Below are 17,124 nucleotides of genomic sequence, written 5' to 3' on the forward strand. Positions count from 1 at the left end.
TCACCCCGAAATACGGGAAAAAAGGTCGTCTTTTTATTAGTCTAACTTTAGCAGTGCTGAAAAACTACAAGTTCTTCAGTGGCCTCTTAATTACAAGACCATTTTTTTGAATGAGTTACTGTTTGTTAGAAATGACTCTATCAAGAAACTTATCTGCGTCACTATTAAATTTCCAGGAAACTCCGAACTTATCAACTAGCATTCCAAAGCACGAAGACCAAGGAGTATTTGATAACGGCATCGTAACTTTACCACCAACAGCCAAATGATTAAAATATTCTTCCAGTGTTTGTTTATCATCAATGACTAGACTTATAAGTACATTATTTCCCTTCATCAACTCACCCGTTACCGCCTTCATTGAAGGTACAATATCTGACATCATTATTTTCCCGCCTGCGAATTCTATTGAAGACTCCATGATCATATTTAATTCACTTTCTGGCAATGGATAGTTTGGATCTTGTGGAAGATCCTTAAATTTTACTTTTTTTACTTCATGTACGTTTAAAGCTTCCGAATAAAAATCAATTACTTGTTCTGCGATTCCATCAAAGTTTAAATATGCAATAGCTGACATAAAGTCATACCTCCTTCTTCTGATAGATGTAGTATAATTTATAAAAGGTGACAGATGTATGTCACCTTTTATAAATAAAGTACAAAAAAGAGGGAAGATATGGAGAAGGCTGAGCGATTAATATCTATAATTATGATATTGCTGAAAAAGGATGTCGTTTCAACAACCGAGTTCTCACAATTATTTAACGTGTCTAAAAGAACGATTCTTAGGGATATGGAAACACTAAGTTTATCAAACATCCCGATCTACTCTATAACTGGAGTTCATGGTGGCTACGGCATTATGGATGAATACAAGTTTGATAAACGTCTTTTAAGTAGCTCCGACTTAGAGAATATATTGACTGCGCTCGGCGGATTGAAACAAATTCTAATTAGCGAAGAAGTTGCAGTGACTATTAAAAAAATAGAAGCCATGGTTAGCCCATTGTCTCTGAAAGGTTCAATCCAACTGTCATTTTATGATTGGGAGGGTCGGTCTGAGATTCTTCAAACCTTGAAGGCATGCCAAGAATCCATATTAAAGAGAAAGTTAATTTCATTTGATTATATTGATAAAAATGGCACTACAACGAATAGAATTGTCGAGCCATATCAGCTTCATTTTAGCGAAACGAGTTGGTATTTGAAGGGATTCTGTTTACACCGTCAGAGATATAGAACATTTAAATTATCTAGGATCGATAATCTTAATGTGGATGAAACAACATTTAACCCTAGAGATTATTTATTAGAACAAGAGCATGAAGCAAGTTATCAACCGCAACTAGTCGCTATTAAGGTGATGATTTCACCTAGCATAAAAGATCAATTCATTGAAAGGTACGGCCTGAAGAGTATTGAAAACTATAGTTCTGAATATTTCTTAGCAACCATCTATGTTCCTCAAAACAGTATTGGATTTCAATTCTTAGCAAGTTTCGGTACAAACCTAAAAATCGTAGAACCCAAAACATATGTTGAAGAATTTCGAAGTTATTTAATTAAAATGTTGGAGAAATATTCTTAAACCATGATCGGAACCCGTGCGATCCCGGCGGGGCGTCGTGTCTCTAATCAAAAATCAAAAAGCCCCTGAAACTTAAAGTCTCAGAGGCAATAAATCTTTACTATCACATAAGTCGCAAGGGTTATGTCGTAAAACTAGGTCCGTATGCCTCAAACTCATAAATCCTTGCTGCGGGGTTTGTGGTCTGTGTAGGCGTCGTTACGTTCAGCTTAATATATCGAGCCTTTACTTCAGTTATTTTGTCTACGGTAATGCCGCTCGTATTGTTGATTATGTTGACCACCGTGTTCCAGTTCGTACCATCGACGCTGACTTGGATATTGTAAGCCTTCGTGTTGTAGGAGGCGGTCTCTCCACCTTCCGATGCGTGCTTGATGACAAATTGGTTTACTTGCTCCACGGACCCGAGATCGATCTGCAGCCAACGGTTACTGGATTTGGAGCACCATTTGCTATCATCGACAACTACGCCGTCCACGGCTTTGACCGCGGTTTGCGGGGCGTTGCACGTACTGTCAACCGTCGCAGGTTTATTTAATGCCACATTTGGAGGTCCGTAAACCTCGAACTCATAGATTCTTGCTGCAAGGTTGGTGGTTTGCGTAGGCGCCGTAACGTTCAACTTGATGTATCGAGCCGGTACAGTAGTTATATTGTCTACCGTAATGCCGCTTAAGTTATTGGTTACGTTTACGACCTTATTCCACTTCAGACCATCCGTGCTAACCTGGATATTATAAGCCTTCGTGTTGTAGGAGGCCGTCTCTCCACCTTCCGATGCGTGCTTAATGACGAATTGGTTCACTTGCTTCACGGAGCCAAGATCGATCTGCAGCCAACGGTTACTGGATTTGGAGCACCATTTGCTATCATTGACAACTACTCCGTCCACGGCTTTGGTCGCGGTTTGAGAAGTATTGCATGTACTATCAACCGTCGCGGGTTTATTTAATGCCAAATTGGGTGGGCCGAATACCTGAAACTCGTAGATTCTTGCTACAGGATCTGTGGTTTGCGTAGGCGTCGTAACGTTCAACTTGATATACCTTGCTGATAATGCAGTGATATTGTCTACCGTCGCACTATTTTTATTATCGGTTACGTCGACTGCCGTTTTCCAGTTCGTACCATCTGTGCTGACCTGAATATTATACGCCTTCGTGTTAAGGGAGGTTGGCTCTCCGCCTTCCGATGCGTGCTTGATGACAAATTGGTTCACTTGCTCAACAGCGCCGAGATCGATCTGCAGCCAACGGTTGCCGGATAATGAGCACCATTTGTCGTTATTGGTTACGCTGCCGTCCACGGCTTTGGCCGCTGTCTCCGAGGCGTTGCACGCACTGTCCTCCTTCGCGAATTTATTTAACGCTAAGTTCGGAGAACTCACCGTTATCGTGTACGTCACCTTATTCGTACCGGTTTGCGCGGTTACGATGATCTTCATGCCCGTCGCTAGCGTCGTCGCTTTCGTTATTCCGTCTGCATTGTAGATCTCGAACGATGCATTCGCTGACGGCGTGATCGCGGCCTTCAACGTGGCTAGCTTGACGTCACTCCCGACAATGATCGTCTCATTTACCGTCCCTCCGACGCTTACCGTACCGATCGTCGAGGTCAATGTCAGTGTAGCTGCGCCGCACTGCGCGTCTGCACTTGAGGCCGCCCATTTCGCATACAGCGTTAGGTCATTATTGATTGAATCTGACGTATTGTAGGCTTGCGTCAGAGCACTGTCGTAGAACCAGCCCTCGAAGCTATAGCACTCCTTTACAGGAGTTTGTTGAAAAACCACCGTACCTCCGGGTGACACAAAGTCAGGGGGAATCGTTGAGCCGCCGTTCGTATTATAAGTCACGACCTCTTGGGTGTCGCCCCCTTGATCTCCTCCGGCAAATGACGAAGATCCAAATGTCAGTAACGAAACGATGATAGCTGCCACCATCAAGTGACCTCTTATCCTCGCTTTAATCCTTTTCTTGCCCCGACTAAGACCTGACCCTTCCATCATTCCTACCCCTTTCTCCTACCCTAATAATTAACGCTTTTGATACTGCGAGCTCTCCGTCAAAAGTAGTCTATAGCGTTTCGTTCGTACAACATCGTACAGCGCCTTTAACTAGCATAGAATGCGGAGGATGGGGCGTATTCAAATCATACGGCTGTTGCATCATTCATTATGTTATTCAAAATACGCGAAAGAATGTTTGCTTATTGTTACTTCTGCTTTAATAAGGTCGAAATTAAGCTCTTTACCTAATTTACTTTGTTATCCGATGCAACCTGAATACTGTAGATTAAGATTTCGGCATTATCGAATGCGGGTGAAACGCACTTTATGGAATCTGAAAAGGGGCGCAAAAGCGGCATCCCACATCGCACTGCCCATAAGCGTGGTCGCAAGGTTGAGATTTCTTAGGACTTAATTGAATAACTCAAGCCCAGAAGCTCGTCTTACCGAATAGCAACAATTCTTACGAAAACAGCGAAATAAAAAGACCTCTTTAGGTGGCTTTCGCTTTCATTAAACTGCTGAAAAGGGCAACCAGATAATGATAAGAGGGCGAGGATTGGTGGCATATAACCACCGGTCCTCACCCTTTGTCTTTCCCCAAAACCATGCCCGGCAAGCGGTTTTCCAAGCACGTTGCAGGAGATCCGAAAAATTTCACCGCACTTGTGATAAGGTTCTCCGTATCATCTATAGGGCGAAATTAAAGGGCACCCGGTCGGGTGCCCTTTAGCCTTTAATAGCCGCTAGCACGATGCTAGCACGTCCTCTTCATAATCATTGGAAGTCGCTTGGATAGCTCCATACTTGGTTCAACCTCTTCATTATTCAGATAGAGTCGTCACTTCTACAGGCTCAAAGTAAATAGGAGGTGTCGTTACCGAATAATTGGCTAACGCTACGATCTCTTCATCGCGATTAACCGCAATTACACGCAGATTATAAACCGTCTCCGGATTAAGACCCCTAAGTGAAACATGGGTGGTTGGGGTGGTTTCGATCAGCTCCTCATTCATATAAACGTGATAGTTGATCCCCTCTTCCCCATACTCATCCCAATAGAGCTCAATGAAATCGGGCTGGACTTCAGCCCTCATATTCTGTATCTCCCCATAGTACGCGAAACGGAAGGAGGTTTCAGTTAGTCCGCCTTTTCCATCATCGGCCGTCATACGAATTTCTGTTGAACCGATACCAGTTGGGCTAATGCGCATACTAGCTCCTTCCACATCTACCTCTGCAACTGCCGAATCACTCGAACGGGCTGTGAATGTTAATGAATCGCCATCCGCATCATGGAAAACCTCGCTCATATTGATTTCAAAAGGCTCCTCAGAGTTTACTATTCTATCGGATATTGGTTTGACCACCTTAGGAACGGTATTGGTTGGTGTTGGTGTTGGCGTCGGTGTTGGCGTCGGTGTTGGCGTCGGTGTTGGCGTCGGTGTTGGCGTCGGTGTTGGTCCCGATGGTCCTGATGGTGTCGATGGTGTCGTCGGCGTTGGTGCTTGCGGCCGCTGAGCTTGTTCTTGCTGCTGCTTCATCTGCTCCAAAGCTTTTTGTTGCTCCTCAAATTTTTTCTTCTCAGCATCCGAAAGTTGTTGCTTCAACTTCTCCTCCGCTTGTTTACGGGCTTCTTCAAGTTTCTTCTTGTTCTCCTGCTCTTGTCGCTCTTTTTCAGCTAGAAGCTTATCTATTAGGGCTTGCTTCTGTGCGTCTAGTTGACGCTGCTTATTTTGCTCCTCCAGCTGCCTTTTTTGTTCTTCCTCCAATTGCTTCTGTCTTTCCTGTTGCTGCTTTTCCTCATCCGATAATTGAAGCGGTGGGACATTATCCAAATCGATCTTATTATCGGATTGCTTATTGGCCTCATCGATAAGTGCCTTCAATTTGTCTGGTTCTATTAAATTCTGATCACGAGCCTGCTTTAAAATATTAGCAAGCAGATTTTCCAAATTACTCTGGTATCGATCCAGATCGCTTTGAGACAAGCCACCCGGATTCCCGCCAGAGATAGAGCCGGAAGCTTCATTCCTCATTCTCTCCAGCATTTCCGCATTTTCCTGATCTATTTCCTGCTTAGCCCTTAATAGGGCTTCGATAACAGCAGGTGAAGCTTGATTAACGAGACCGGATAGGTCAACCATATAAGGCACATTTGGTGCTTGGGAATTTGGTAAAAAGTTCAGTTGCTGCGAAGGATATACGAAGGCTGGATTCTGGGCATTTCCGTTGTCGCTTCCCTGAACCAGTCCACTGTTTACAAAAAGGGTCGGAATCCCCGTAACCGGATCGATGGCCACAACAAAATTCGTGCCGCGAACATCAGTCACAGCCGTCGGCGTCAGGATGTTAAAGGTATCCTTGGCATTTACCAATGAGGACACATTGGCCGCAGCCAGCCCGCTCCATAACATAAAGCTCGTATGCTTTGCACGGGACGCATCACTTAAATTTGAAATGTACAGCTCCGAGTTTTCGCTAATCGTAATTTCATCCTTACGGTCGACCGTCTTTAATATCGCGCTCGTATTCTTTTCCGTAAGAATATGATCACCTTGATGAAGAGTCATGCCATTATAGGCCTGGTAAGTCAAAGAACCACCCGCCTGAGTGATCCAGACCTTTCCTTTTATCTGTTCAAGAACCACCGTACGCGACTTGCCATCTGCTACAGGCAGCTTATCAACGGCTTCTGTTATTTCCCGCAAAATAACCGTCCTTGTGTTCGGATCCCATTGTACGTCTGCTCCGAATGCCTCACTGAAAAACCTGACCGGAACATAGGAACGGCCATCTTTCGTATAAGGCGCCGCTTCCATTACCCGCTGCTCTTCCGCATCCGCCGCAGTATTCTTGACCGTAATCACTTGACTCCCCATTTGTAGCTTGATTCTTGCTTCGCCCTTTGTCAATTCAATGGTACGTTGATTATCCAAAAATCCAACCTTATAGCCCATCATTTCACTTAAGGCTCTCAAAGGAACCATCGTGTGCCCCTTCACAATTTCGGGCTGCGCGTCAAAGCTGATAACCGAATCATCCACTACAACCTTCACCTGATCATTGCGGGACAGATGGGTTGGAAGCCGGTAATACTCAAGCTCGCGGATTTTATTGTTATAGCTGTCCGCAATGAGCAAGCCGCCATTTGGCAGAACCGCTACATCGGTAGGATTGTGAAGCAGGTTGTGACCGTTAATGCCATCTACTTGACCAAACTGCGCAGGTACACCAGCAATTGTACTCACATGTCCATCAACAAGGTAACGAATCGTGTGGTTCAAGCTGTCGGCAATAACCAGTCCATTCTCCTCCGTTATAGCGATCCCTCTAGGAGACTGAAAACGTGCTTCCGCAGCGGCCCCATCTGCATAACCGCCTTCGGCATACAGAGTTCCACTCGCATACACTGGCTTCTCTCCCGAAGATAAACCTACCGCAGTTGTAATCGTACCTTTTGCCAAATCAATATATCGGATCACATGATTGCCTGTATCACTTACATATAAATTGCCTTTATGGTCGATTGCAATGCTGGTAGGCTCATTAAACTTGGATGCCGACAATGCACCGTCCGCATAATCACCTGCAGGAACCACGTAACCGGCTTCAACCTCAACGACCCGATCCGATGGAGTGTTAAGCGTAGTGACTTGTCCATCCGGTGTTATTCGCCGAATCAAGTGATTCAAGGTATCCGCAACATACAAGGTTCCGTCTGCAGCAACAGCCACATCCTGAGGGTGATGGAATCTCGCTCCCGCGCTTGTGCCGTCTTCATCGCCGATCATGCCATCTCCGGCAACCGTTGCTACCATTCCATCTTTAGATATTTTTCGTATCCGATGATTTTCGGTATCTGCTATGTATATATTACCTTCCAAATCCGTGTCCATGCCCGAAGGACCGTTGAACACTGCGGCTTCCTTAGCACCATCGTTCCAAGCCCCCTCAGGGGTTACGTTGTCTTCCGCGTCAAGCATGAAGCCCGCATAAGTAGAAACCTCTCCATTCTTCACTTGACGGATGAGATGATTTCGGGTGTCCGCCACAAGCACAGAACCATCTTTCAAGACAGCGATACCTTGAGGCATACGAAAAGATGCCTTTGATGTCTCTCCATCCCAATCGTCAAAATTACCACTTCCAGCAAATAACGTTACTCTTGACAGAGCTTCATGGCTGCCGCCCAGAGACGGCTCGCTTTGAATTCCAGCAGCCCCTGTGGCTGTGGCTCCAATAAGTGTGGAAATCATAACAGCGACTAACAAACGACTAAATACTACCCTCATATTGATCCCCTTTCACCTCATAAGTTCAAACTTATTTCAAACAATAATATACTGCCGCTATTTTAACTAGTGACAATTGTCACTAGTTATGTCATATGACAAGTGGATATATTTGTAAAAAAGCATTACACGCGTTACGCCTGCTCCGTCAATACCTACCATTCGCAAGTCGCTTGGAATCCCCCGCTATACTCTGAACCAATTACTTCTCCTTCAATTTGCCTACTGCAATATTCTGAATAAACATAACTGCTTCCTAAATTTAACTTCACAAAAAATAACCTCCCTACAACAGGGAGGCTATAATATGATCGCCATCTATGCACTAAACATACAGAACCTAATTATATCTATAATAGAATGTGAACCCATAACAACAAAAAAACTAAACTCGCAAACTTCACATTTTTCACCGAAAAAGCCTGATACATTGGTATAATCCCCTTTATGTAGACACCCAGGTGTGACATAAAGCGGCTTTCAAATGCTGGAATAGAAACAAAGGTATCTCCTTCGTGATGGAGATACCTTTGTTAGATAAGACCTATTTATAATACGAAGTAGTCAATGGTACAAAGACAACAGTATCACTTTTTACATCTCCGTGAATGTACAATGATTTAACGCCAGCGATATCCGCTTGGACAGTGACCAAGCCTTCCTCAGCTTTGATCACATCTATCTTTTTCAAAGTAGTATTGGTATCGCTGTCTTCTATATTAAGGGCCGTTATATCACCGTTAACAGCTGCTATCTGAAGGTATAGTGTTTGATGCTCTTTATTCGGATAGAGCATAAAGCTAGTGCTGCGGTTGCCAGGTCCATCGTTGAAATAAGCCTCTTTATAATCCTTGCCTTTATAGGTTGTTTTAGCTGAGTCTTTCGTATAATACATATCTTTAAATCCATCAACAATAGAAACGCCGTCGACTTTCTCGCCTATAATAATAGTTTGGGTAGTCTCATCATAATCGACTGCTATATCAAGTGCGTCGGAGATGGCGCGAATAGGAAAATAATTTGCTCCTTGATAGGAGATTGGTGCAATAACATTTCCCTTGACATCACGCAAATCAACATGACTTCCATTGACCTGCACCCTTACCTCAGTATTAAGGTAAGCTTTAATTTCCTGCAGCTTAGTTGCCGCTAAAGCGCCAGTTCCCATGCTGACCAGCATTGATGCGCTTATAATAGCTACAAATGCTTTTTTCTTCATTTAATTCACTCTCCTCATGGAAAATTATACAATTGTTAGTGGGTATTATAGAGAGATTTTTTGCTGCAGTCTATAGTTCTTTTGGAATATTTTATTTAAATTTGAAATAAAATACCGTTTATATTCATTTAAACAGCAGATTACTCATATTCACCTGAATCCGTGACATCTTCAAGGTGAGCTAGACAAACTGACCACTGACAGGACCAGACTGGAATGTGAGCTTAGAGATGACAAGGTGCAGACGGTCTCTTTCGAACGAGTCCACGCTCAGATATGAACAGAAAGAGATTGAAAGAGGTTGAGCTAACCTTTGATAAAAACATAGAGGAATACTTCCAAACCATTCCCCCTTCTGCTGATGAAGCAGAGGGGGATTTTTGTGTTTCTAGCAAAATAGCTCGTAGTAAGGAGAGGATTACGATAGCGATCTAATATTTTTACATCGTATAATTTTTCACATGCAATAAGATTTCACAATGATAAGCTTAATAATGTATACCTTATTACATTTTTTAGGAGGATAATAAAATGAGCAAGTACTCCGAAGCCATGAAGCTGCTGGACGAACAAGTGGGCAACAAGGACGGCCTGATCACTCTGTCCACCATCGCGCTGGAACCGGGGGCCGATGGCAAAAGCCGTCCCGCCGCCCGTATTGTGGACGCCTATTATGAGGACGGCGCGTTCTACACTGTCACCTATGCGACCTCAGGCAAGATGCTGCAGATCGCCCAAAACCCCGAAGTAGCCATTTGTATCATCGTCGAAAACTTTACAGCCGATGGTATCGGTGAAAACCTTGGCTGGGTGTGTGACGAGAAAAACACCGAGATGATGACAAAGCTGCGCACAATATTCGCTGAGTGGTATAACGAAGCCAATAACGACGAAGACCCCAACACATGCCTGCTGCGCATCCGCCTGACAAAGGGCCTGTGGAATGACGCCCATAAAGGGATCAGAAATGAGATTGATTTTGTCAATAAGACGGCAAATTAAGTGGCCTATGTAGTTTTCATATATTTTCATATTAGGTTGCTTCCGCTGGGATATAAGCATACTGCGTGGTTCGCCTTATTGGAAAAATGTGAAGTAGTCATTTGATAATAAGCAATGTTAGCACAAAGGGAGTGTCTACACACTCCCTATTTTTCGCCGTTACTTATGGTAGGGATGTACGGTATTTGGTTGCTCTTTTCCTTCATTGCCAATTACTACGGATGGCTTATCGGAGCGGCTATAATCATTTTTATAGATGTTAAATGAATTTCCTATTGATGTTAACCTAATCCGAGCAGAAGTAGAATATAAGCTAAGTAGGTGGGGACATATCTCATCATTTTTCGCCATTTTCTCATTCTCTACAATTGATTTCATGGTAAAATATTCTTATATAAGATAACTTCAGGGGGTATGTTGTAAGTGAATAGATTCCGATGTAATTCCATGATTCTTTTTATACTAATATTAATCCTTCTTCCATTCGGTAGCATTACGAGTGCCAGCGAAACAGCTACCACAGAGAAAAGCAACTATTACTTCGTTTACAATAGCTCAAAGGTCGACACTAAGGACCTCGCGACCATCAAGCAATACGTAGCTAAGTTCAAGAATACCAATAACGTTTTGTTCGACGCAAAAAACTACAAGGAAGCTCCCAAACTACTAGATGCCCTGAAAGCCCAGCAGAAGAAGATCGGCGGTAAAGTCGCCGGAATCCAGATCTTTGGTCTGGCGAGTGATGTCCCTTCCTTCTCCTACCTCCATAAGATGAAGCCTACGGAAGGTAATTTTGAATGGAACGGAATCGAGTATGATAAGCGCGAAAAACCCGAGAAGTTCGTGTCCGACCTCTTCTACTCCAATTTCAACAGCGACAGCAAATACCTGACCGACATCACCGTCTACGGAATCATTCAGGAGAATCAACAGGTCAGTATCATTCCAGAATGGCCTGTGTCACGCCTTCCATTAACGAAAGGTGAAATCTCCAAGTACATCAACACCTATGAAGCTTACCGTAAGCAAATCGAAGGAAAATCCATTTCAACCGTTGCCCTTTCAGCCCCTGTCGAGTTTCAAAAAGGACTGGATGAAGCTCAAGATGACATCGTATTCTTTATGAATCGAATGAAAGAAGAAAAAGAAGAATTCGGTTACTTCAGTAATACTGATCTTCGTACTTATTATAAGGATCTCGCTGTGAATCTGACAAAAGAGAATAAGTCCGGAGTAATGGATCTTGTAGTAGGTAGCGATGGAGACACTGAAGGAGCCACTCTGAAAAAGGATAGAAAGAATTACTTCTTCGATCGCAAAAGTGCAGCCAGCCTGAACTCCAACTACTACACAGCCTTTTTCTGGGGATCGGGTACAGCCAAGGGACTAAATGCAAACAGTATCATTCACGATGGAATGGCGCAGGGTAAAATGATCAATCCTATTGCTTTCACTATTTCGACTTACAGCAGAGACGTTGCGAACTACTTGTGGCTTCCAGTCCCAACACCAGAGGGTGAGACAGGTGATGACTGGAATGATTACCTCGCAGTGGATAAAGAACTTTTGGAGAGAAATAATCCATTCTTTTTCGTTTACAAGTACTATGAGGCGATTGATAATGGTAAGACACGTCTACAAAGCTTCTACGATGCACAAGTAGCGTACGCCAATCTAAGCGTAAGCAATAAGCATAATCTGCGGGCGGCGATAGGCTACGAGAATGTTATCTCGCTGCACTATCTCGGACTGGCAGATTACTAACGGCCGGTGGGCCTATCGGATTCTTTCGATAGGCCCTTCTTTTTTTTCCAAGGTCACTTGGGGCTATTACATTTGATTAGCCCACGAACAAATGTGTAAATAAATGTATATGATACCTATGAATGACGCCGAGACGCTCGGCGTGCGGCACAGGAACATAGAAGGAACGCATAAATTATTGCATGAATTCTAAAAAGGAAATGATGCTTCTTTTGTCAAACGTGATCACAGGGAATATGCTAGTTTAATTTTATACTTTTTAATATATCGTTTAAATCGGCGTTGACTTGTTTGCTGACCTGCGATGGAGAAGCTAATAAGGCTTTGGCTGTGAAGGTCACTCAGAACTCAAAGTTAGAGGATGAGGAGTTAGCCAAATTCGAAGCAGTCCAGAAGGCCGTTACCTCTGAAGTAAATCAATACTTAGTGCTCTCATACAAGAGTTTTCGATTTAAGTCATGAATATAGCTTAGGGATATCCTCGGACCTATCAAAGATCAGTTTCCCCTTCTCCTTCGCGACTTTTACCATTTCATCCGCACCCGTCGACGGACCTCCTACCCTCAACACTGCATCACAGTGGTTGATTAGCCGCGTCGATGACGGGTGAAAAATGCGATTGAACGTCTCGTCACCAATTTCGGTTGATCCTGCGGTAGCGATCAGCGGCAGCGCGTACCACTCCCCAAGAACCGGCATATGGCCAGCTTCGTAGATGTTTAAGGCGATCTCGTTCATGAACCGGACGTTCTGTTCGATTTTTTCTGGATCATCGCCGGTTCCCGACCGATACGGCCCTGCGACAAGAATATGCAGCGATTTTCGCTCCGGCTCACTTTCTGCCTTACGTTCAAGCAGCCCGTGCAGCTCAGCGTACTGAAGCAGCAGGATCGTCTTCCCATCCCGAATCTCGCCGGTCCGTATCATCTCTAGGGCTTGGTGGAATGGCAATTCGAGTACCTCGATGTTTTCCTGTTCCTCGTCCAGACCGCCTCCCCTTCCCGACGCCATGGTTGCGTCGTACTCAGCGACATAAAAATGCACGATCTCCGTAACAGACCCCGGTGACATATAAGCCTCTCCGACTTTTTGTACCTTCGCGAGCTTGTAGCCTGTCTCTTCCTCCGTTTCGCGAATAATGGTTGCTTCCGGCGCCTCCCGATCCAGCAATCCGGCGCATGTTTCGATCAGCATGCCCGTAGGATTTTGATTTTTATAGCTTGGCATCCGAAATTGGCAGGTCAGTACAACGGTTTGATTTTCCCGATTATAGAGGAGAATGGTCGCACCGTTGCCGCGATCGTACACTTCACGAGCCTGCTTCTCCCATACCCCGTTATCTTTCCGGTACTCGAAGGTGACCTTCTTCAGCACATACCAATTGTCCGACAGAATTTCCTCTGTAACACTTCGGATTCTGGGGTTGTTCGTCTCCATCATGCTTACTTCCTCCCTTTGTAAATACAGTTTTCTTTCGTAACCAGCAGTACACCTTCACGTTTTAGGATTTCTTCAACATAGGCTCGAAAGTGATCCAATACATGACCCTGCAGTCGTAACCGCGCATTCATGGGAGTAGAAATCATATAGTCAATCAGAGGTTCTACTTCGGTGATTCTTAGGCTGTCCTCATAAATAAACGGTTCAACCTCACGGAAATAGGGCGAGAGCAGCCCGGCCGCATTGTCCAGATGGAAATTCTCAATAACGCGGTCCAGTACCTCCATTCCAGGGTCATAAGATGTCCCCAGTTGCTCCACCTCCTGCAGGTGCCGCAAGCTCATCGTCGTGGCGTAGAAGTGGCCGTCTTGTTTTATGACACGGTGTATTTCCTGGATAGCCTGCTGAATATTCTGCACATGGTAGAGCATGTTGTTGGCGATTACTTTATCGAATTGTCCTTCATGGAAAGGAATTTCTTGCGCGTCCACCAACAGGAACTTAAATTGGGGCAAGCCTTTGAGGCGGCTCCGCGCCTCCTCCAGCATCCCTTCAGACACATCCGTTAACGTGATGCGCCAACTCTTCGGAATACGATCAGCATTGCACACCCACAAGGAACCGTCTCCGCAGCCTAGCTCAAGCAAATGAACATCCGGCTCCTGCCCAAGCTGCTCGAATACCCATTTGTGCCACCCGTGTGGATTGGTACAGAATCGGTTATAGAGGTGTATTCTGGATTGTAACCGAGATGCATTCCGATACTGCTCCCCCCACTTCTGCTCCATCTGTACGGCCTGAATAATGTCCGCCAGATGACTCCATCCCCCCTCGCCTAACCCGTCGGCGTCCTCCAACACCCCTCGGATCACCTTCACGACATTCTCGGTATGGAGCATCTTCTGCCGCACCACATCTAACTGAGCAAGAAGCGAGTTCCGAATTTTCCAACCTAAACCGGCCTCCGCAGCCAGTAGATCCCCGATCTCATCCAGTGACAACCCCACATACTTCAGCGTCTGAATTTGCTGCAGCCGTCTTAGGTCATCCACTCCGTACCTTCGAACAGCTCCTGTATGCTCTTTGTCTGGAGTCAATAGTCCTATCTGGTCGTAATACCTCAAGGTTCGAAGCGTTAATCCCGTCCACTTAGACAACTGTCCAGTTGTGAAATATGTAGTTTCCTTCATGTTTACTCCCCCCTCCCGTTTACAACTAGTAACGTTAAACCTAGTATATCTGGTTACGTGACGTTACCTGCAAGAGATTTATGTGAAACAAGAAAGACCCATTACAACACAAAGTGCAAACAGAAAAAATCTGAAAATAATTTCTTCAGTTACCCCTGCTTATAAGGCATCATCATTAGGGTCCATATCCTTCTTCAATTTAAAATATGGAAGTATACCGACTGCGGTGTTATCGGCATACAATCAAATGACAAAAAGCCCTTGCGAAACGGAGCTCACGGGGGCTTTAAGGGCTAGTAAATTCTACTGTTATACCTCGTATTTTTTTTGCGTAACGTACCTGAACAGTATGTAGATAGGCCTTGAGTTTTGAACATAACTGCTCGAAAAAAACTAAATATCTCGTTTCTCATACTCAAAAGGCTCTTCACAAGAGTAAATTTTATCGAAAAATCCCTTAAACGGGATATCGTCTTCCATACATTTTATGAGATACGACAGCACCTCGTCACACTCCGGTTCCTCACCATTGTTCTGCATCACCTCGAATGCATCAACAATATTTTCCATGAAATTCGCCTGAATAAGTAAAGGCAACTTATCCAACATCGAATCTTCAATCTTGGTCTCGGATCTGTATCCCGCGAGAACGGTTTCAAAATAATCATCCATAAACTTTTTGCGTTTACCGGCGTCTGGTTCGAATTGTATCCAGCCCACTCCGGATGTCCATAGACCTGCTAGGTCAAACATATACCAACCAAAACATGAGTTATCGAAATCATATACGGTTATCTGCCCATTATCAAAATCTATCGAATAATTCCCATCGTTGTAATCAAAATGGATCATACCGAAAGACTCACGATCCCTATCCAGTCCTTCTAAGGTATTAAGGAGCTCTACCAGCTTCTCCTTAAGCAAAGATAATTTGTTGGGGATCAGTTTATCTATATAATCAGCATTGTATTTGTCAAAAAAACTATGCCGGCGATGGACAGGCGTATAGCTTTTCGATATTTGGTGCAGTTGTCCCAGTACTTTACCGCAATTATAATAATATTCGGTAATCGGAGCATCTTCCCGGTACCGATAATTATTTTCTACCAGCAGTTTTCCCTTAGCCTTTTCAAACAGGCAGACAAAAAAGGTGTGGTTATTGTAGGTGATCTCCTCCAGCAGATTCCCCTTCTTGGAGCTGATTACATCCGAGACACTTCCTCCATGCTCGAATAAATACCTGATATACTCAACTTCTCCCAGAAAGTCTTCCCGACTCCTGTCAGGTAAGAAAGCGATTCTGAGTATCTTAGCGCCCTCGCCCTCGCCCTCTTTCTCACAGGTATATACTACATTACGCCCTCCGTCATGTGCCGGGATCAACTGGATTTCATAGCCTTCTAATCCGAACAACTCCGATACTACTGTAAGTAAATAGGTATCTCCGATTGCAACAACTTCGTTATAATTTATAACTATCGCTCCTTTTCGCACAAACATTTATATTTGTTACTGTACAACAAGAACATACCAGATTAGCGGCACGCTTAATGGACTTTTTTGATCATTTTAAGTGTAGTTCACTCTAATGGGCGCAAACCATTCCATTTGACAATACTCGCCATCATACGCATCCGTATCGATTTTTTCGAAGAAAAATTCGCTATCCAATAACTCATATTTCCCTTTGTGCTCTTCTGCAAGCCTATCGATGGCATGATATAGCGCTTTTGCACGTAGTTCGTCAATCTCCTGGTAATGATGGTTCCCAATATAGCGAAAGCCGACGCACAAGGACGCAGGGACAGTGTCGCCTGTAAAGCCGTCAGGAATATCGTTCAGATTCTTTACACGCATAGACGGTAGATAGTACGTCCAACTAAGCGATGGATCATCTGTCCTCGTTAGACCGTAATAGATATTGGGTTCTACTGGATTCGGCACTTTATGCCGCTTGTTCCACCAGAACTGCTTGGCAACCTCGGGCGCTTCTGTCGGCGATTCAGCGATCTCGATTCGATACTTTTGCCCAATTAGATGAAAGGACGGAATCATGACCATATCCGGCCCGTACACCAAATTTCCGCAAACATTGTTCTTTGGAAACAGATGTAGAGGAGGTGTTACTTGAATGTTACTGTCAGAAATTCTGCATTCGCCAGGCGTAAGCCCATACTCTCTTTTGAACGCGCGTATATAGGTTTGCTCATGTTCATAACCGCATTCGAGTGCAATGTCCAGGACCCGTTTCTCGGTTTGCATCAAAGTCTCCAAGCTGACAGCTAGCTTTCGAGAGCGGATATAGCTTTGTAGCGGCACACCAAAAGCGAACTTGAAGATCCGACGTAAATGAACATTGGAGACCTGAAGATCGGCCAGATATTCCGTCTCCCTAGTGCCTGAAACATGTTCTTCTATTCGTGATAGAAGCAAAGATAGAATCTTGTATGGCTCGATAACCCATGCACACTCCTAGGATAATTTTTCCTTATAGTAAGCATAATAGCAAACTCTGTCGGTTACGTAATTAACATTTGTGGAGATTTACGGTCAAATTGTGCTTAGGTTTCTTTACTTCTCGTTCAATAGCTATACAAGCATTCATAATACGGAAA

Annotated in this window: 12 protein-coding genes; 4 read left to right on the forward strand and 8 right to left on the reverse strand. The window is 44.2% G+C overall.

The annotated features are described in order from the left end of the window. Positions 1-115: 115 nt before the first annotated feature. Positions 116-580 (reverse strand): VOC family protein, encoded by a 465-nt coding sequence (locus EJP82_RS25290; RefSeq protein ID WP_127194849.1) that lies wholly within the window; start codon positions 578-580, stop codon positions 116-118. 99 nt (positions 581-679) lie between these two features. Here EJP82_RS25290 and EJP82_RS25295 point away from each other — a divergent pair, with 99 nt between their 5' ends. Beyond that, complete coding sequence (locus EJP82_RS25295) at positions 680-1,591, forward strand: helix-turn-helix transcriptional regulator (protein WP_127194850.1); 912 nt, start codon at positions 680-682, stop codon at positions 1,589-1,591. Between the two features lie 121 nt (positions 1,592-1,712). On the opposite strand, the gene EJP82_RS25300 is transcribed toward EJP82_RS25295, so the two are convergent. The 3 genes from EJP82_RS25300 to EJP82_RS25310 all read right to left on the reverse strand — a co-directional run bounded on the left by EJP82_RS25300 (position 1,713) and on the right by EJP82_RS25310 (position 9,113). Beyond that, the gene (locus EJP82_RS25300) at positions 1,713-3,599 is read right to left on the reverse strand and encodes a discoidin domain-containing protein (protein WP_127194851.1); all 1,887 of its coding nucleotides are present in this window, start codon (positions 3,597-3,599) and stop codon (positions 1,713-1,715) included. Between the two features lie 824 nt (positions 3,600-4,423). Next, the gene (locus EJP82_RS25305; protein ID WP_127194852.1) at positions 4,424-7,894 is read right to left on the reverse strand and encodes a stalk domain-containing protein; all 3,471 of its coding nucleotides are present in this window, start codon (positions 7,892-7,894) and stop codon (positions 4,424-4,426) included. Between the two features lie 544 nt (positions 7,895-8,438). After that, positions 8,439-9,113 carry a hypothetical protein gene (locus tag EJP82_RS25310; protein ID WP_127194853.1) on the reverse strand — a complete coding sequence of 225 codons (675 nt, stop codon included), beginning with the start codon at positions 9,111-9,113 and terminating at the stop codon, positions 8,439-8,441. Positions 9,114-9,389: 276 nt separating this feature from the next. Between EJP82_RS25310 and EJP82_RS28240 the strand changes: the two genes are divergently transcribed. The 3 genes from EJP82_RS28240 to EJP82_RS25320 all read left to right on the forward strand — a co-directional run bounded on the left by EJP82_RS28240 (position 9,390) and on the right by EJP82_RS25320 (position 11,879). Next, positions 9,390-9,548 (forward strand): hypothetical protein, encoded by a 159-nt coding sequence (locus tag EJP82_RS28240; RefSeq protein WP_211350297.1) that lies wholly within the window; start codon positions 9,390-9,392, stop codon positions 9,546-9,548. A 96-nt stretch (positions 9,549-9,644) separates the two neighbouring features. Next, entirely contained in the window at positions 9,645-10,115 is a 471-nt protein-coding gene (locus EJP82_RS25315; protein WP_127194854.1) for a pyridoxamine 5'-phosphate oxidase family protein, read from the forward strand. Between the two features lie 423 nt (positions 10,116-10,538). Next, positions 10,539-11,879 carry a hypothetical protein gene (locus EJP82_RS25320; protein ID WP_127194855.1) on the forward strand — a complete coding sequence of 447 codons (1,341 nt, stop codon included), beginning with the start codon at positions 10,539-10,541 and terminating at the stop codon, positions 11,877-11,879. Between the two features lie 456 nt (positions 11,880-12,335). On the opposite strand, the gene nudK is transcribed toward EJP82_RS25320, so the two are convergent. The 4 genes from nudK to EJP82_RS25340 form a co-directional block, all read right to left on the reverse strand. After that, entirely contained in the window at positions 12,336-13,319 is a 984-nt protein-coding gene (nudK, locus tag EJP82_RS25325; RefSeq protein ID WP_246054434.1) for a GDP-mannose pyrophosphatase NudK, read from the reverse strand. Positions 13,320-13,321: 2 nt separating this feature from the next. Continuing rightward, positions 13,322-14,509, reverse strand: coding sequence for a MerR family transcriptional regulator (locus EJP82_RS25330; protein WP_127194856.1), 1,188 nt, complete (start codon positions 14,507-14,509; stop codon positions 13,322-13,324). A 393-nt stretch (positions 14,510-14,902) separates the two neighbouring features. After that, positions 14,903-16,009: a phosphotransferase enzyme family protein gene (locus tag EJP82_RS25335; RefSeq protein WP_127194857.1), complete on the reverse strand. Its 1,107-nt coding sequence runs from the start codon at positions 16,007-16,009 to the stop codon at positions 14,903-14,905. A gap of 69 nt (positions 16,010-16,078) precedes the next feature. Continuing rightward, positions 16,079-16,942: a helix-turn-helix domain-containing protein gene (locus EJP82_RS25340; protein WP_170220301.1), complete on the reverse strand. Its 864-nt coding sequence runs from the start codon at positions 16,940-16,942 to the stop codon at positions 16,079-16,081. Between the last annotated feature and the right edge of the window lie 182 nt (positions 16,943-17,124).

This window comes from Paenibacillus anaericanus, assembly GCF_003994475.1.
Classification (GTDB): domain Bacteria; phylum Bacillota; class Bacilli; order Paenibacillales; family Paenibacillaceae; genus Fontibacillus; species Fontibacillus anaericanus.